General features: G+C 60.9%; 15 protein-coding genes and 1 tRNA gene. 6 read left to right on the top strand and 10 right to left on the bottom strand.

All coding sequences use genetic code 11. The features are described from left to right. Positions 1 to 141 precede the first annotated feature (141 nt). Complete coding sequence (locus ABWV89_RS06950) at positions 142 to 1,746, top strand: ABC transporter permease (protein WP_353395477.1); 1,605 nt, start codon at positions 142 to 144, stop codon at positions 1,744 to 1,746. A 9-nt stretch (positions 1,747 to 1,755) separates the two neighbouring features. Here ABWV89_RS06950 and ABWV89_RS06955 read toward each other — a convergent pair. The 6 genes from ABWV89_RS06955 to ABWV89_RS06980 all read right to left on the bottom strand — a co-directional run bounded on the left by ABWV89_RS06955 (position 1,756) and on the right by ABWV89_RS06980 (position 10,656). Next, positions 1,756 to 1,830: transfer RNA gene (locus tag ABWV89_RS06955), tRNA-Arg, on the bottom strand. Between the two features lie 41 nt (positions 1,831 to 1,871). Then, entirely contained in the window at positions 1,872 to 5,885 is a 4,014-nt protein-coding gene (locus ABWV89_RS06960) for a translocation/assembly module TamB domain-containing protein (protein ID WP_353395478.1), read from the bottom strand. A 59-nt stretch (positions 5,886 to 5,944) separates the two neighbouring features. Beyond that, positions 5,945 to 7,954: an autotransporter assembly complex protein TamA gene (locus ABWV89_RS06965; protein WP_353395480.1), complete on the bottom strand. Its 2,010-nt coding sequence runs from the start codon at positions 7,952 to 7,954 to the stop codon at positions 5,945 to 5,947. 7 nt (positions 7,955 to 7,961) lie between these two features. Further along, positions 7,962 to 9,149 carry a vWA domain-containing protein gene (locus ABWV89_RS06970; protein WP_353395481.1) on the bottom strand — a complete coding sequence of 396 codons (1,188 nt, stop codon included), beginning with the start codon at positions 9,147 to 9,149 and terminating at the stop codon, positions 7,962 to 7,964. A 24-nt stretch (positions 9,150 to 9,173) separates the two neighbouring features. Continuing rightward, positions 9,174 to 9,812: a GNAT family N-acetyltransferase gene (locus tag ABWV89_RS06975; protein WP_353395482.1), complete on the bottom strand. Its 639-nt coding sequence runs from the start codon at positions 9,810 to 9,812 to the stop codon at positions 9,174 to 9,176. A gap of 1 nt (position 9,813) precedes the next feature. Continuing rightward, complete coding sequence (locus ABWV89_RS06980) at positions 9,814 to 10,656, bottom strand: AAA family ATPase (RefSeq protein ID WP_353395483.1); 843 nt, start codon at positions 10,654 to 10,656, stop codon at positions 9,814 to 9,816. Between the two features lie 159 nt (positions 10,657 to 10,815). Between ABWV89_RS06980 and ABWV89_RS06985 the strand changes: the two genes are divergently transcribed. Then, on the top strand, positions 10,816 to 11,484 hold the full coding sequence (locus tag ABWV89_RS06985; protein ID WP_353395484.1) for a c-type cytochrome: 669 nt from the start codon (positions 10,816 to 10,818) through the stop codon (positions 11,482 to 11,484). A 92-nt stretch (positions 11,485 to 11,576) separates the two neighbouring features. On the opposite strand, the gene ABWV89_RS06990 is transcribed toward ABWV89_RS06985, so the two are convergent. Then, positions 11,577 to 12,014 (bottom strand): DUF1841 family protein, encoded by a 438-nt coding sequence (locus ABWV89_RS06990; protein WP_353395485.1) that lies wholly within the window; start codon positions 12,012 to 12,014, stop codon positions 11,577 to 11,579. 194 nt (positions 12,015 to 12,208) lie between these two features. Between ABWV89_RS06990 and pcaF the strand changes: the two genes are divergently transcribed. The 4 genes from pcaF (at position 12,209) to ABWV89_RS07010 (ending at position 15,500) form a co-directional block, all read left to right on the top strand. Further along, positions 12,209 to 13,411 (top strand): 3-oxoadipyl-CoA thiolase, encoded by a 1,203-nt coding sequence (gene pcaF / locus ABWV89_RS06995; protein WP_353395486.1) that lies wholly within the window; start codon positions 12,209 to 12,211, stop codon positions 13,409 to 13,411. Between the two features lie 72 nt (positions 13,412 to 13,483). Then, a complete protein-coding gene (locus ABWV89_RS07000; protein WP_353395487.1) occupies positions 13,484 to 14,236 on the top strand; it encodes a sulfite exporter TauE/SafE family protein in 753 nt (250 codons plus the stop codon). A gap of 84 nt (positions 14,237 to 14,320) precedes the next feature. Next, positions 14,321 to 14,938, top strand: coding sequence for a nucleotide-binding protein (locus tag ABWV89_RS07005; protein ID WP_353395488.1), 618 nt, complete (start codon positions 14,321 to 14,323; stop codon positions 14,936 to 14,938). 106 nt (positions 14,939 to 15,044) lie between these two features. Beyond that, entirely contained in the window at positions 15,045 to 15,500 is a 456-nt protein-coding gene (locus tag ABWV89_RS07010; protein WP_353395489.1) for a MaoC family dehydratase, read from the top strand. 92 nt (positions 15,501 to 15,592) lie between these two features. On the opposite strand, the gene ABWV89_RS07015 is transcribed toward ABWV89_RS07010, so the two are convergent. The 3 genes from ABWV89_RS07015 to ABWV89_RS07025 form a co-directional block, all read right to left on the bottom strand. Next, positions 15,593 to 15,916, bottom strand: a complete 324-nt coding sequence (locus ABWV89_RS07015) for a hypothetical protein (RefSeq protein WP_353395490.1) — start codon at positions 15,914 to 15,916, stop codon at positions 15,593 to 15,595. Positions 15,917 to 16,063: 147 nt separating this feature from the next. Then, the gene (gene trmL / locus ABWV89_RS07020) at positions 16,064 to 16,537 is read right to left on the bottom strand and encodes a tRNA (uridine(34)/cytosine(34)/5-carboxymethylaminomethyluridine(34)-2'-O)-methyltransferase TrmL (protein WP_353395491.1); all 474 of its coding nucleotides are present in this window, start codon (positions 16,535 to 16,537) and stop codon (positions 16,064 to 16,066) included. Between the two features lie 65 nt (positions 16,538 to 16,602). Then, positions 16,603 to 17,253, bottom strand: a complete 651-nt coding sequence (locus ABWV89_RS07025) for a ComF family protein (protein ID WP_353395493.1) — start codon at positions 17,251 to 17,253, stop codon at positions 16,603 to 16,605. Between the last annotated feature and the right edge of the window lie 47 nt (positions 17,254 to 17,300).

The raw sequence follows: 17,300 nt of genomic DNA on the forward strand, positions 1-17,300 counted from the left end.
GATGACGTCAATTGTAGATGACTACAATTCTCATTTGTGTTGAGTGCCACTGCTGTCCCCGTGTATCCATACTGATACGGGTTGGGGTCAATGGAACTCGCGGTCTTCTGTCTCCTTTTCTTGCGCCTGCCCCCGTCCCACATGTTCCGCCGCATTTTTCCAGCTTCGCTTGTGTTGGTGACGGCGCTATTGGTGCTGCCGGTGCTGACGCTGGCCGGTGCTTGGGTGAATGTCGACCCGGAGACGCAGGCCGTGGTGGCGGAGATGGCCAGGTCCGTGTTGCCTTCGTACGCACTCACAACAGTCTTGCTTTGCGTTTCAGTGGCGGTCGGCGTGGCTGTCGTCGGCATGGCGACTGCCTGTGCCGTGACGCTGTTCGATTTTCCCGGACGCAGGGTGTTCGAATGGGCGCTGCTGTTGCCATTGGCCATGCCTGCGTATGTGGTGGCGTATGCCTACACGGACTTTCTTCAGTTTGGAGGTCCACTCCAGACCTGGTTGCGGGAGGTCTTTGGCTTGCAGGGACGCGTGTTTCCCGAGATCAGGAACACGCCAGGGGCAGCCTGGGTGTTTGTTTTCACTCTGTACCCTTACGTCTACCTTCTGGCGCGAACTGCGCTGACCGAACGCGCGACCCAGCTGATGGAGGCGGCGCGCCTGCTGGGTGCCCCTTTGACCCGGCGCGTTCGCGAAGTGGCCTTGCCACTGGCCAGACCGGCAGTGGCGGCAGGGGTGGCACTGGCGCTGATGGAGACACTGGCGGATTTTGGCGTGTCGAGCTATTTTGGCGTGCAGACCTTTGTGGCGGGCATCTACAAGGCCTGGCTGGCCATGGACAACCGGATCGCGGCAGCGCAGCTGGCCACCGTGTTGCTGGCCACCGTGGCTGCATTGCTCTGGGTTGAACATCGGGCGCAGAATCGCATGCGATTTGCCGCGCTCAAAGGCCAGCGGTCAGGCAGTGACGAGGCGCAGCCCACCCGGTTGACCGGAGCGCGTGCGTGGTGGGCCATTGGCGTGTGTGCGGCCCCTGTCCTTTTTGGGTTTTTGCTGCCAGTGGTGTTCATGTTGCGGCCACTGGCCGGCGGCTGGGATTCACTTCCTTGGCAGAACTTCTGGCAATGGTCGCAAAACAGCATCTGGCTGGCCGGACTGTCTGCCGTACTGGCCACCGTTCTCGCACTGCTACTGGCCTTTGCACTGCGCACGCGAGCAGATGCCTCGAGCAGGATTGCCGTGCGCCTCGTCAGCCTGGGTTATGCGATTCCAGGGGCTGTGATCGTGGTGGGTATTTTGCTCCCGGTGGGGTGGATCCAGGCAGTGCACCCTGAGAGCACCTTGGGCTACTGGGTGACAGCGACTGCCTTCGGCATTGTGTGGGCATACATGGTGCGCTTCACAGCTGTGGCCTTGCAGTCTGTCCAGAGCGGGTACAGCCGTATGCCTTCCTCGCTGGATGATTCCGCTCGCATGCTGGGCACCACTGGTCTGAACCTGGCCAGACGTGTGCACTGGCCTTTGCTCAAGCGCTCGCTTGCCGCAGCCATGCTGCTGGTCTTTGTCGACGTCATGAAGGAGCTGCCTGCCACACTGGTGCTGCGCCCTTTCAACAGCGACACACTGGCCGTGGTGGCGTACCAGCTGGCGCGCGATGAGCGACTGGGAGAAGCTGCATTGCCTGCACTGACCCTGGTGCTCGTTGGCCTGGCACCGGTTGTCTTGCTCTCTCGCACCTTGCGCAAGTGACTATCGGTTTGGTACCACCAGCAGGAATCGAACCTGCATCTAACGCTTAGGAGGCGTTCGTTCTATCCGTTGAACTATGGCGGCCCTTGGGATTCAGGCCTCTATTGTAGAGGGGTGGATCAAGGCTACTCGTATTGGTGGGTAAAGATGACGTCGACTGCGTTCTCCGTGCCCGCGCGAGCGCGCAACGTGAGGCTTCTGGACAGGTCGTACAGGATGGAGACGGTGCTCATGGCACCTGCCAGGCTTTGCTCATAGCTCAGGTACAGCCTGTTTGACAAGCGCTTGCCGAACATCACGGCGGCTTCACCCGCCGTACCCTCCGTACTGCTTTCGGAGGTGCCAAATGTGATCTCGTCGATGCCAAGTGTTTTGGCCAGTTCATTGTCCATGGGTTGGCCGCCCCTCGTGAGCAGCTTGCGGGCCGCCTGTTGCAGCACAAAGGCCTGCGCGCCTGCTGAGGATGCTGGCCTGCCCAGTACAAGCCAGGCCAGCTTGTCGCCGACAGGCAGGTCTGGCTCGGAGAAAAGGTCCACACGGGGTGACTGCGCATTGCCGGTGATATGGACACCTACGCGTTGCTCCGTGTTTTCCGGAAGCTTGCGCACGGCAATGATGTCCAGTGCTGGATCGTCGTACGGGCCGGTGAATCTCAAGACGCCCGTTTCGATGTTGAGTTGCTGACCATAGGCGCGGTAGGTTCCGCTGGCTGTCCGTACCTCGCCATGGGCTCTGGGCGTAGGTGCAGATGGAGTGGCACGGACTGAGACAGTGCCTTCCAGTAGTGTCTCGACACCTCTTCCACGCACGTTGAAGTCGTTCCCGAGATCAAGCTTCATGTCCACATCGGGTTTGACGGTTTGTGCGCCTGCTGTGTTGATTGGCGCAGAACCGGTGATGCGGATCACGACGTCCTTGCTCAGGCTGGGCGCGGATTCGTCAGGCAAAACAAAAGTGGCCGTGTCTGCCTTGATTTGTCCGCGCAACTTCAGGATGGCCTGCTCCAGCTGCGCTGTCATGTCGCCGGAGATGACCAGACGTCTGTCCACACGTGTGGACACTCGCAGGCGCCGGGCGCTGGCCTGAAGCGAGATATGGGCTTGTCGTTCCCCGGTCTCGGGTGCCGCCCGCCATTCGGCCACTCCGGATGCCTCCAGCGTGCCGCCCTGGGAAGCGCCGCCCGGGCCTTGCAGGGTGAAACGGGTCACTTCGATCCGGTCGCCCGCGATATTGGCGAGCAGCTCGCCATTGGTGAACGCGAACCCGTCCACGACCGATCGCAAGGAGAGGTCTTTTGCCTGGATGTTGCCGCGCCAGGAGGGCCTTGCGCGGGTGCCGCTCAACGTCGCATCTGCACTGAGCGAGCCACGCACCCTCCATCCAGGGGGCGCCAGCATGGACCATACGCCGATCTGAGGCAATTGGGCATTGGCGTAGCCCTGGATCGGCGTGCTGGCGGGCCACCAGCGATCGAGCAGGCTTTCGTCGGAAGAGGCCACGCCGGAAACCGGGTTCAGCCTTGTTTCGAAAGATGCCTTGGCCGTGCCAAGGCGCTCCGTGTCCCAGGTCAGATTGGCGCTCAGCAGTTTGTCCCGAAGCGTCAGAGAGAGTCGGCCATCTTTTACGCCGGCTACCACGGGTGCGCTGCTGTTGGCCGTGCCTGCCGGGTGTGCGCCACCTGTCCAGCGCAAATCACCGCTGCGTCTTTGCAAGCTGGCAGACAAGCGCATCGGCACCTGCGTATCGGTGGGGATTCGAACGTCCCATTCGCCGTCGAAGATCAGATCGCCACTGATGGTGGCGTGCTCGCCAGGCTGTGTCGGGGCTGTTTGTCCATCAAGGGACGCCAGGTGTTCAATCCACTGGTACGACAAGCCTTCCAGCCGGCCTTTCGTCTCCAGCGCATCGCCTGCCCAGATCAGGCTTTGCCATGACAGGTGCAGAGGCTCGCTGAGACCAGGTGCACTGCGTCCGGTTGGCGAAAATGTGAATTGGCCAGCACCTGCGTCGATCGATGGCTTGCCTTGCGCACTTTGCCGCCAAGTCACCTCCAGTGGCTGTGCGCTGGCGAGTTGCCACTGCTGGTCGTGTCGGCGCCCGTCCGGCTCACCTGCCGGCTGCGTCAGTTCCAGGGAGAGCGTCCTGGCCCGAAGTCTGCCTTCGCCCGGGCCTGTTGGTGCCAGCTGGATGGTGCCGCCGGTTTCCAGTTTCGTGCGCCAGGTGGCGTTGGCCGCTGCCCCCTGGATGTCGAACGTCAGGTTGTTCAGCGGCCCCCTGGCCTGTACGCGCAACGCCTCCAGCTTGCTCGAGCCAGCTGCGCCGGCTGCCTTGGATTGGATCACCAGTTTTGGCACCTCCAGGCTGCCATTCAAGGTAGGCCAGGCCGGTGCAGGGGTGTTTTCGGCAGGCGCAGGAAATCCCAGCGCGCCCAGGCCACCCTGCCACGCCCATTGGCTGCTCAGGCTGCCTTCCAGCTCGACGTCTTCCTGGCCGGAGAGAGCAGTGGCGACCGAGCTGCCAATGACAGGCAACTTTTGCAGACCTTTGAGCCAGATCATCCATCGCCGCGCATCGTTGACTTTCCAGGCCATGTTTCCCTTGCCACTGCCGTGGCTGAACAGTCCGTCGAGGCGCAGGTTGCTGCCCGGCGTGGCCAGCTTTGCATTGACCTGGTATCGAGCCAGATCTACGCTCATGACGCCGTCAGCCTCAAGCACAGCGCCAGCCGCGTCGAGGCGCGCCTTCTTGATCTCCCACGAGGCGGCTCCGGGTGCCCAACGCGCGTCCAGGCTCAACTGTTTGAGCTGAAAGCCACCGAGTTCACTGCCTTCGGGCTGTCGGGACGCCGGCAGGATGCTTGCCTTGACAGCGATGGCGTCGGGGGCATCTGGCCCAGGGGCGGCCTGTGCCGTCAGTTGGCCGTTGAGAGCACCTTTGGCCAGGGGGCTCCAGATCTCGGACGGCTTGATTTGCAGGGCTTTGATGTTGCCCTGCCATGCTTCGATGGTGGTCGTCCCCTCAACGTTGCGGGTGGACAAGTGCCCCTGGCCCTCAATGCTGCCGCCGGCAGCTTGCGCTTCAAGGCTCTGCACCGTCCAGCCGGACGCGTCCTGCATCACCTCGGCCAGAACCGATTGCACGGGTATGGCGTTCTGGTCAAGTGGCCCGGCCCGGCGGTTGTCCACGTCGAGTGACAGCCTCCATGCCTCGGCCAACGACTGTACTTTCAGTTGCCCATAAAGGTCCGTGGCTGGGGCATCTGCGCGGTACGCAGACAGGTCCACCGCCTTGAGTTGCACGTTCGCCTCGGCGATGGGCTGTGGTGCCCACGGCCGGATCACGGCAGTGCCTGTGAACTCGCTTGCCTCTGCCTCAGGCGAGCGGGCAGTTCCATTTCCCTGGAACTGCAGCTCCAGCGTTGCGTCGTCACCGGCCAGCGTGCCGTTGGCACTTGCCGACAAGGTGACTGCCACCGGCGCTCCGTCTGGTACGACGGTGGAAATCCGGGCTTGCAGCTCGGCAGTGAGCGGCATGGGGGCATTGCCGCCCAGTGTGAGCAATGCCTGGTATGAGCCTTCGGCAAATTCGACTTGATCGACCTGGAGTCTGTGCGTCAAAGGGCTCGCACCGGCGCCTGTTGGCGTCCCGAATGCATACCGTCCCCGGATGCCAGCGAATTCGAGCTGCCGCTGGCCCGTGTAGCTCAGTTCTTCAAGGTCGAAGACTACCCCCACTGGCATCGGCAGGGTCAGGCTTTGTAGTGGACGTGCAGGCTCGTCTGACGGGGGCCTGCCATCGTGGATGAGCAAGGATCTGGCCTTCAGCTCGGCCACATGAACCCCCTGGCCCGTCAGCAATTCCCACCAGATGCTTCGGTTCCACGTCAGGGTAACGCCTTCTGCGCGAACGTCCATGCCCTGCCCGGACCAATGCAAGGAAGCGATGTTGCCGCCGCTCAGCAAGCTGCCTTGCACACCCTCTGCGCTGAGTTGTCCCATGCCGGCGTCGGGTGGCTGCTGGTTCAGCCATTGCTGTGCCCAGCCGATGGTTCTGGGCAGGGCGTCCTGTGTCCCTGCCCAGATCCACAGCGCCACAAAGGCGACCATCACAAGGGCAAGGAGGCCGGCCACTGTGCGCATCAGCAGCGCCGCCAACCTCCTTGTCGGCGATGGTCTGGGGGCTGTTTCAGGTGACGTCATCAGAAACGGAACCCCACGTTGAGGTGTACTCTGAATCGTTTGGCATCCAGACCGTAGGCCAGGTCCAGTTGCAGAGGGCCAACCGGGCTGTTGTAGCGCACGCCAACGCCGGTGCCGATTCTGGGTTTGAAGTCCACCGGGTCATTGGCCACTGCACCGGCGTCCACAAAGACGACCGTTTCCCAGTCGGTGCGCTCGCCCTGGCTTCGAATGGGCCGTTGCCATTCCGCGCTCGCCACCGCCATGTAGCGTCCCGGGGCAATGGTTCCGTCAGTCAGCTCGACACCTATGTCGCGCAGGCCATAGCCGCGCACCGTGTTGTCGCCACCCGTCATGTACAGCAAAGTGTCGGGAATTCTGGCTGCGTTGTCTGCTTTCAGGGCACCGGCCTGAACTCGAAGTGCGATGCGTCCGTCGCGACTGCGTGTGTCGACCGGACGGTCTCCACCGGACTGTATGCCCGCGAGCAGGTCTTCCGCGGCAAAATCACCGAGGGGCCAGAATCCCAGCCAGCGAACCTGCGTATTGAAGAACGGCTTGCTGTCACTGCCCAGCGTGCTGCCAGCGCCAAGCGTGACGCCCAGCCCATACCCTCGGTCCGGGAAGGGCTCATTGTCAAAGCGCCGCCATATCCAGCCATAGTTGGCCGACAGGGCAGACTCGAAACCGTTGGATGAGGCCAGGGCCGAGGACGCATTGGAGGTGCGGGATCGGTCGTATTGCACGAAGTAGCGCCGGTCAACGTCGTCGGTCTCGACGGATTTTCCTGCGTTGAGCCGCAAGCTGGTGGTAGTGGTTTCGTCGTCGAGCTGCTTGGCCATCTTGATGCCAGTCAGCCAGTGCCAGCCATCTTCTTCGATGGGGGCGTTCCAGTCAGACTGCAACACACTGTCGTTGTCCTCAAGTTGCAACTTGCTGTGGACGCGCCAGCCAATGCCCGGAAATCTCAGATGGTTGTGCTCCAGGGAGAAGCGTGGACCGTTGTTGGTGCTGCCGCCAACACCTACAGTCACCTTTTGCGGTTTGCTCTCCTTGACTTGCACGATGACAGGAGCAGGCTGGTGGGGGTCTGCACCTTCCTTGTCCAGATGGTCCAGATCCACGTAGGCGAACACTGAACTGTAGTAGCCGCTGTCGGCGATCTTCTGCTGGGCATCCTGCAGCTGGGTCAGGCTGTAGTCCGCGCCAGGCTTGAGGCCGGACAGCCTGACCAGGCGCTCTGCAGTGGTCGTGGCGTATCGCTCTGCACCTTGCACACGCACGTCGCCAATTCGAACGCGTGGACCGGAATCCAGCTCGATGTACCAATTGGCCTGCTGCTGCTGTGTGTCGATGTCACTCAGACTGTTGCGTATCTGTCCGCGCGGAAACCGCTCAGCGGTGAGCTCGCGAAGGGCGTCGGACTTGAGCGCATCCCAGCGCGCCTGGGTGAAACGCTCTCCTGCATCTTTGGTCGCACGCCGCTCAATGGTCTCGCGCTGCTGCCTGGCCGCTTCCGTACTTTCAATCTCGCCAGTGAAAAAAACACTGGGGGTGGCTACCCGCGTGATCGGACCCGTCTCCACAAGGACGCGAACCCGGCCCAAGGGTGGCAGGTCGCCCAACTCGCCTGGCGGGATTGCCTCTCGCGAAACCTTGACAGTGGGGGAGAAATAACCCTGGGTGCCCAGCAGCTCACTCACGTTGTCAGGGGCGGCAAGAATCAGCCGGTCGAGCTCGTTGCCGTCCAGGTCTTCGAGGTATCGGAATCGCTGCAACTCGAGGTGCTTTTCGAGAATGGACTTCAGATCTTCCGGGGCTTGCACTGCCAGGTCGAAACGCGGCTTGTTCGAGGTCTCGCCCGCCTCTTCGCTCCCGCTTGCAGACACAGCTTGTTGCGTGTTGTTTCCGCTGTCACCAGGCGAGGAAGAGCCAGCCTGTGCCCACGCCTGAAAGGGCAGGAGGCAGGTCAGAAAGCAAAAAAGCCGTGTGGTGGCAGCCACACGGCCCGAGAGCAGGGAAGGGCGCATGCAGGGCTTATTTAGAGAGCATTCGCATTGTGTCCTCCAGACCCTTGAGGTTCAGCGGAAACATGCGCTGACCAATCAATTGCTGGATGATGCTGATACTTTGTCGATACTGCCACACCCCTTGAGGTTCCGGGTTGATCCATGCGTGCTTCGGAAAAGCGTGTGTCAGACGCTGAATCCACTCCGCTCCGGCCTCTTCGTTGTTGTACTCCACGCTGCCGCCTGGCTGCAAAATCTCGTAGGGACTCATGGTCGCGTCGCCGACAAAGATCAGCTTGTAGTCCTTGTTGTACTTGCGGATGATGTCCCAAGTCGGGAATTTCTCGGCAAAGCGACGGCGGTTGTTTTTCCACATGAAGTCGTAGACGCAGTTGTGGAAGTAATAGAACTCCAGGTGCTTGAATTCGCTCTTGACCGCGCTGAACAGCTCTTCCACCCGGTGTATGTGCTCGTCCATGGTGCCGCCAACATCCATGAGCAGCAGTACTTTGACGTTGTTGTGGCGCTCCGGAATCATCTTGATGTCCAGATAGCCCGCGTTGGCTGCTGTGCTGCGGATGGTGTCGGGCAGGTCCAGCTCCAGCTCGTTGCCTTCGCGGGCAAACTTGCGCAGACGGCGCAGCGCGACCTTGATGTTTCGCGTGCCCAGCTCTTGCGTGTCGTCGTAGTCGCGGTAGGCGCGCTGCTCCCACACTTTCACGGCGCTCTTGTTGCCACCTTTGCCACCGATTCGGATGCCGCGCGGGTTCTTGCCGCCGTGGCCAAACGGTGAGGTGCCGCCGGTGCCGATCCATTTGTTGCCGCCTTCGTGCCGTTCCTTTTGCTCTTCCAGGCGCTTCTTGAGCGTCTCCATGAGCTCATCCCAGTCCATCTTGGGTGCGTTGGCAATCTGCTCTTCGGAAAGGATCTTCTCCATCTCCTTGCGCAGCCAGTCGGCCGGGATTTCCTTGGTGAAGTCGGCGATCAGCTCCACGCCTTTGAAGTAGGCAGCAAAAGCTTTGTCGAACTTGTCAAAGTGCTTCTCATCCTTGACCAGCGCCGTGCGGGCCAGGTAGTAGAAGTCGTCCATGGTGCAGGCGTCCGGGTTGGTCGGCCCCACCACGTCCTGTTTGAGCGCCTCGAGCAGCGTCAGGTACTCCTTGACGGAGACGGGTACCTTGGCGGCCCGGAGGGTGTAGAAAAAGTCGATCAGCATGATCAGTGCCTCCTCGTTCGGGGCTCAGATGGCACGAGGCTTGGACAGTTGATGCGCCAAATGCGCCTCCACCATCGGCCATTCGTGCGCCAGGATGCTGTAGACGCAGGTGTCGCGAAGCGAACCCACGGCATCAGGGTGACGGTTGATCTGATGACTACGCAAGATGCCGTCCAGTTTGGCACCAAGGCGCTCAATGCCACGCCGGCTCTGGTGGTTCATGAAATGGGTGCGAAACTCCACCGCAATACAGTTGAGTGCCTCAAACGCGTGTCGCAGCAAGGCCAGCTTGCATTCACTGTTGAGTCCCGTTCGCTGTACAGCCTTGCGATACCAGGTCGACCCGATCTCCACGCGTCGATTGGCCGCGTCGATGTTCATGTACGTTGTCATGCCCACCGCCTTGCCCGTCGTGTCGAGAATGGCAAAGGGCAGCATGCTGCCCTGGGCATGCAGTGCGAGTCGTCGATCGATCTCAGCGGCCATGTCCTCAGGAGACGGGACACTCGTGTACCAGAGGCGCCAAAGCTCACCATCGCGCGTTGCTTCGCACAGATCGTCATGGTGGGCATGTGCCAGTGGTACGAGCGCGCCTTGCTCCCCTGTCAAGGTGACCCAGGGCAAGGGGGATGGCAATGGGTCCGTCGAGACCGCAGCGGTCATCTCAGCGGTTCCTTTGGTTCATGAACACCAGGCGCTCGAACAGGCTGGTGTCTTGCTCGTTCTTGAGCAAAGCACCCACCAGCGGCGGAATCGCCACCTTGTTGTCTGCCGTCTGCAAGGCTTCGAGCGGAATGTCCTCGGCCATCAACAGCTTGAGCCAGTCGATCAGCTCGCTGGTGGAAGGCTTCTTCTTCAGACCCGGCAAGTTGCGGATGTCGTAGAAGGTCTTCATGGCCACCTTCAGCAGATCCTGCTTCAGGTTGGGGTAGTGAACGTCCACGATCTGCTTCATCGTTTCCGCTTCAGGGAACTTGATGTAGTGGAAGAAGCAGCGGCGCAAGAAAGCGTCGGGCAATTCCTTTTCGTTGTTGGACGTGATGAACACCAAAGGCCGGTGTTTGGCCTTGATCATCTCGCGCGTCTCGTAGCAGTAGAACTCCATGCGGTCGAGTTCGCGCAGCAAGTCGTTCGGGAACTCGATGTCGGCCTTGTCGATCTCGTCGATCAGCAGGGCCACCGGCTCGTCAGCTGTGAAGGCCTGCCACAGCACGCCTTTGACGATGTAGTTGTTGATGTCCTTGACCTTCTCGTCGCCCAGTTGCGAGTCGCGCAAGCGGCTCACCGCGTCGTACTCATACAGGCCTTGCTGGGCTTTCGTGGTGGACTTGATGTGCCACTGCAAAAGCGGCATATTCAGCGCCTGTGCCACTTCCTCTGCCAGCATGGTTTTGCCCGTGCCAGGCTCGCCCTTGACCAGCAAAGGGCGCTTGAGCGTGATGGCAGCATTGACCGCCAGCATCAGATCCTGGGTCGCGACGTAGTTTTCAGAGCCTTGGAATTTCATGGGTTTGGAAGGTACTAGAAGCCTGGGGAATGGCACAAAAACGCAGATTGATGCAGAACATCCGACCGCTCAGGGTTATCAATAAGCGGGTGCGGATGGTCCAGTCTATATAATCGCCGATTGATTTTTATCAATCACTCACTTCATTGTGCTTGCAAAATGAACCAACTGTTGTCCAAGATCGCCCGTACCCTTGTCACCGCTGTGACCTTTTCCGCCGTGGCTGTGGCCGCACACGCAGAGGGCGTGAACGGCAATGTTGAAGCCGGCAAAGGCAAGGCTGAGATGTGCATTGGCTGCCACGGTATCGTCGGCTACCAGAACAGCTTTCCCGAAATCCACAAGGTGCCCAAGATCGGCGGACAGTCTGCGGCCTACATCGTTTCAGCTCTCACCGCTTACAAGTCGGGCGAGCGCAAGCACCCGTCGATGCGCGGTATTGCCGGCTCGCTGACTGAGCAGGACATGGCTGATCTGGCAGCGTTCTACGAGTCGCAAGCTGAAGGTCAGGCGCCAGAGACACAGCCTGCGGCCAGCGCTGCCGTTGCTCAATTGCTGGAGAAGGGCAACTGCGCTTCCTGTCACGGTGCCAACTTCAACAAGCCCCTGGACCCTAGCTATCCAAAAATTGCGGGCCAGTACCCAGATTACCTGTACTTTGCACTCAAGGCGTACACCGTCGAGGGCAACAATGTCGTTGGGCGAGCCAACCCCATCATGGCCGGTATGGCCAAGCAGTTCAAGAACGCCGAGCTCAAGGAGCTGGCCAACTACCTGGGCTCTCTCCAGGGCAACATGAAGACGGTTCCGCAGTCCAAGTTCCGTTGATCTGAGCGAAAGCCATCGTAAAAAAACCGCCCAACGGGGCGGTTTTTTTTGCGCGTTTTCTGCACCATTGCATCGGTGTCGGGCGCCTTGGCTCAGTCTTTGGTTGCACGTTGTCGCACGGCCTGGATGTACGCCTGCCCGTCAGGAGGGCGGCCGGCGCGCTGGCTCTCCATGATCATCTGGCCCAGGCACTCCATCACCTCGTGGTGAGCCTTGTGCAAATCGCCGCGCCTCGCGGTCAGCAACTCTACAGCCTGACGGATGCCAGGTGGCTGGTCGATGCTGCACTGTTCGCTGATGGACAAGTGCATGGACAAGTGCAGAAAAGGGTTCTCCCGGCTGCCGTCCCCGGGTTGCCCGACATCGGCCACGGCCTTGTCCACATCGCCAAGTGCCGGGTGATATTCCGGATGTTCGGCGATCCACTGGGCGGCGAGTGTCTCAATGGCCTCCATGGGCTGGCCAGTCTGCTGTTTGGCGAAGGCACCGCAGAAAAAGCGGCGAACGTCGGCTTGTGAGGGATTGAACATCCGGGAATTGTCCCCCAGGCGCTCATGCAGGGGCGCAATTACCGGTAAAGTGTCCGGTTTTGCGAATATCTCGACGTCGAGTGAAGGCAGGGCATCGCGAGAACCGGAGCCTGAACTCGAACCAGAATCCGGGCGATGGGCTTGCCTCAACGGTGCTTCATTCATCCCACCATCCGACAAATTGGAAGAGAGACATGAACCAAGCTTTCATCTGTGATGCGATCCGAACTCCTTTTGGCCGTTATGGCGGCGCGCTGTCGTCTGTCAGAACGGATGACCTGGGGGCCGTGCCACTCAAGGCCTTGATGGCTCGCAACCCACAGGTGGACTGGGAAGCGGTCACTGACGTGATCTATGGATGCGCCAATCAGGCTGGCGAAGACAACCGCAATGTGGCCCACATGAGCAGCTTGCTCGCGGGCTTGCCGGTTGGCGTCCCAGGCGCCACGGTCAACCGCCTTTGTGGCTCTGGCCTGGATGCGCTGGGCACCTCCGCGAGAGCCATCAAGGCGGGCGAAGCTCGTCTCATGATCGCCGGTGGCGTTGAAAGCATGAGTCGTGCGCCGTTTGTCATGCCAAAGGCTGAAAGCGCTTTCAGTCGCGCCAATGCCGTGTATGACACCACCATTGGCTGGCGTTTCGTCAACAAGCTCATGAAGGCCCAGTACGGTGTGGATTCCATGCCTGAAACAGCTGAAAACGTTGCCACGGATTACAAGATTGAGCGCGAGGCGCAAGACCGCATGGCCATGGCTAGCCAGCTCAAGGCTGTGGCTGCCCAGAAGGCCGGGCATCTGGCGCGCGAGATCACACCAGTGGCGGTGCCGCAGCGCAAGGGCGACCCGGTCATGTTTGACACCGACGAGCACCCTCGCGAGACCAGTCTGGAAAAGCTGGCCAAACTCAAGGGAGTCGTGAGGCCTGATGGCACCGTGACGGCTGGCAATGCCAGTGGCGTCAACGACGGCGCTTGTGCGCTGCTGCTGGCCGACGAAGCGACGGCAGGGCAATACGGTCTCACCCCCAAGGCCCGGGTGGTCGGCATGGCGACGGCCGGCGTGCCTCCGCGCGTGATGGGCATTGGCCCGGCGCCGGCCACCGAGAAAGTGCTGGCGTTGACAGGCTTGAGCCTGGACCAGATGGATGTCATCGAGCTCAACGAAGCCTTTGCCGCCCAAGGCCTGGCGGTTCTTCGCATGCTGGGCCTCAAGGACGATGACGAACGCGTCAATGCCTGGGGCGGCGCCATTGCGCTCGGCCACCCTCTGGGCGCCAGTGGTGCTCGCCTGGCCACGACTGCCGTCAATCGGCTGCACGCCACCGGCGGCCGCTACGCGCTGTGCACCATGTGCATTGGTGTCGGTCAGGGCATCGCCGTGGTGCTGGAAAAGGTCTGATCGGCCTCGGCAGGTTCGAACCAACGCCCGGCCTGGACCGGGCGTTTTCGTGCTGGCGTTGAGGACTTACCTGTGCAAAACCTGATCACCGACCCCTGGTTCTATGCTGTGGCCGTTCCGGCGGTGCTGTTGCTGGGCATCAGCAAGAGCGGCTTTGGCGCCGGCTTTGGTTCGTTGGCCGTTCCCATGATGGCGCTGGCCATCACCGTGCCTCAGGCGGCGGCGATCCTCATGCCGGTGTTGCTGGTGATGGACCTGCTCGGCATCACGGCCTATCGACAACATGTCAACTGGGCATTGCTGCGCTTCGCCTTGCCGTTTGGCCTGGTGGGCACCGTGGTGGGCACAGCTCTTTTTTCGGTCATGCCAGCCCCCATCGTGGCCGGCGTGGTGGGCGCAGTGACCTTGCTCTTTCTCGCGCAACGGCTGCTGTTTCCTCCCAAGGCAGATGCACAGCCCGCACCACGCTGGGTGGGCGCCCTGTTGAGTGCCACTGCGGGCTTCACCAGCTTTATCTCCCACGCCGGCGGACCGCCCATCAATGTTTACGTCATCCCGATGAAGATGACACCGATGGTCTTCAACGGCACCATGGCCTACTTCTTTTTCGTGATCAACCTGTCCAAGTGGGTGCCCTATGCATGGCTGGGTCTGCTCGACATGCGCAACCTGTTCACGTCACTGGTGTTGCTGCCTCTGGCGCCGATGGGCGTCTGGGTGGGCGTGAGGGTCGCCAAACGCATTCAGCCGACGCTGTTCTATCGCCTGATCTACCTGGGCATGTTTCTCACCGGCATCAAGCTTCTCTGGGACGCGTTTCGTTGATCATGGGGGGTGTTGCGCTGGCCCATCCGGGCAAGGGGCGATAACATAGGTCGAATTCATGACAACAGAGGTCAGGAGAACACTATGCCGGTCGTCGTTGTGGCCAACCCGAAAGGGGGAGTAGGGAAATCGACGCTGTCGACAAACGTAGCGGGCTACTACGCCAGCCGCGGGCACAAGGTCATGCTCGGGGACGCCGACAGGCAGCAGTCCTCACACCTTTGGCTGAACCTCCGTCCGCCGCAGGCACGGGAAATCCAGCATTGGGCACTGGACGACGACAAAATTGCCCGCCCTCCCAAGGGCGTCAGCCATGTGGTGCTCGATACCCCGGCAGGGCTGCACGGATCGCAGTTCAAGGGCGTTCTCAAGGCGGCCAGCAAGGTGTTGGTGCCCCTGCAGCCCAGTATTTTTGACATTTACGCGACGCGTGCGTTTCTTGACGAGCTGGCTGAGTCCAAACGGGCAGGCAAGCTCGACGTCGGTCTGGTCGGCATGCGTGTCGATGGCCGCACGATTTCCGCCGACAAACTCAAGGAGTTCGTCGAAGGTCTCGACCTTCCGGTGCTGGGCTATCTGCGCAACACGCAGAACTACATTCATCTGGCGGCCAGAGGCTTGACCCTGTTTGACGTGGCGCCTGGGCGTGTCGCCACGGACCTTGAGCAGTGGCAGGGCATTTGCCAATGGCTGGACAGCTAGCCAGCCCCTGCGCCGACTTGGCCACCAGCGCGTGAGTGTCTTTCCGGCAGGGCCATGTCCCCGGCTCGACAAGTCCTCTGGCGGCCAGCCGATAGAGTGACATCCCATGAAAACCTTCCAGACATTCTCAGAACTCGCCGCTTGCGTGGGTCAGGACGTCGCTGTCAGCGACTGGATTTCCATCACGCAAGAGCAAGTCAACCAGTTTGCCGAAGCCACTGGTGACCACCAGTGGATCCATGTGGATGTGGAGCGGGCCAGGAAGGGGCCATTCGGGGCGCCAATTGCGCATGGCTTTCTCACCCTGTCACTGATCCCACGCTTTTTTGACAACGCCATCAAAGTGGAAGAGTCAGGCATGGGCGTGAACTACGGCCTGAACAAGGTGCGCTTCACCTCACCCGTGCCGGTGGGCAGCCGTGTCAGGGCGCACCTGAAACTGCAAGCGGCAGAGCCGATCGCCAATGACGGCGTGCAAATGACCTGGCTGGTCACGGTAGAACGCGAGGGCAGTGACAAGCCAGCCTGCGTGGCGGAGTCCATCTCTCGTCGTTACCCCTGACGTTGGCTCCTGACGCAGCCACTGCGGCTGATTTCGGAGTGACGGCCGGGAGCCGTCCGGGAGGCGGGTTCAGGCGGTACCTTTGAGGCAGCCTACCCGATGCGGGTCAACTGGCGGGGGTCCACCCAGCCCTTGAATATCTCGATCAGGCCATTGATTCTCGTGGCGGCTTCTGCCTGGCTGTGCAGGTGCGAAACCAGCTGGAATGCGTCATTGCGAAGCATCCAGAGCTCTTTGGCTGTGCGTGATTTCTCGATGCGATGGCGCAGCTTCAACGCCTGCATGCCTTCACAGTCTTCGATGCACGACTTCATGGCTTCCTGCATGACGATCAGATCGCGCGGGCGCGGCTTCCTGAAGTGCCTCGTGCCGGGCAGCAATCCAGTTTGAAGAACGCGTGAGATACCTTGAATCATGGCAATTGGTCGCGAGTGTACGCTTTTTGTCCACTGCCTCCCCGCAAGCATTTCCTGATGGGTTTTTTTTCTGCAACTGAATACTATCTCTTTAAAATAGTACCGGTTGGTACCAGCCCATTGATTTCTTGGTTTTGGTGCTGAGTTTCACGACTTTGTCTGCTCGAAGCCGTTCTGACGCCAGGCCTCGTAGGTCACCACCGCCACCGCGTTGGACAGATTGAGGCTGCGTTGTCCCGCACGCATAGGCAAACGCAGCCATTGCGATGCGGGGAACCAAGCGCGAAGTTCTGGCGAGAGACCGCTGGTTTCAGCGCCGAACACCAGCCAGTCGCCGGGCAGGAAGCTCGTTTCATGTACAGCCTGCTGGCCTTTGGTCGTCATGGCGAACATGCGATCACGCTCTGGTTTCTCGTCTGTCAGGAACTGTTCCCAGTTTTTGTGCCGCCGCACGGGGGCGAACTCGTGATAGTCCAGCCCGGCACGGCGCAACTGTTTGTCATCCATTGAAAACCCCAGCGGTTCGATCAGGTGTAGCTGGCTACCCGTGTTCGCGCTCAGGCGAATGATGTTGCCGGTGTTGGGTGGAATCTCGGGGGAGACGAGAACGATGTTGAACATGACGAGGAACGTTGAGCGATCGGCAAGGTTGCCAACTGTACAGCGTCATCGCCTCCGCACCGTGCTCACGCCCGACAAACCACCAGTGCACTGACGCTTGTCGCGCCTGCCTGTCTGAGCGCCTGGGCGGCGGCTTCCAGCGTGGTGCCAGTGGTGCTGACATCGTCGATCAGGACCAGGCGAGCCTGCGGATTGGTCACCAACTGGGCTTTCATCGCCTGAGTCAGGGCGAAAGCGTTCTTGAGGTTACCAAGGCGCTGCTTGCGTCCCAGCTGATGCTGGGCCGGGGTGTCACGTTTGCTTTCAAGCCCCGCGACCAGGACCGGGCCGTCAATCCGTCGCGGACCAGACCTGGCGTACCGGCTGGCCAGCGCTTTGGCGATCAGCCAGGATTGGTTGTAGCCTCGTTGGGCCAAACGTTGCCGTGAGGTGGGAACCGGGACGATGCAAGAGGCGCGATGCAGCAGGTCTGCGGCGCCTGGTGCATGCCAGATCATGTGAGCGAAGGTCTCTGCCCAGCCCGGTTCCGACTGGAACTTGAACCGTGCCATGAGTTGTTGCCATGGGTAGGCGTAGTCGACGGCAGCGATGCAGCAGTCAATGGAAGACGTTCTCGACGCATTGGCCGACAGGCATTCGCCGCATATTTCCGCCGACCCCTTGGCGGGGCGAGCACATTGGCGGCAGCGGTCGATCGGTTGGCTCCATCGAGTCATGCAGGCCGGACAAACCGGTGCAGACGGCCAGGTGCCGCAAACCTCGC

It is taken from the genome of Hydrogenophaga sp. 5NK40-0174 (genome assembly GCF_040372165.1).
Classification (GTDB): Bacteria; Pseudomonadota; Gammaproteobacteria; order Burkholderiales; family Burkholderiaceae_C; genus Hydrogenophaga.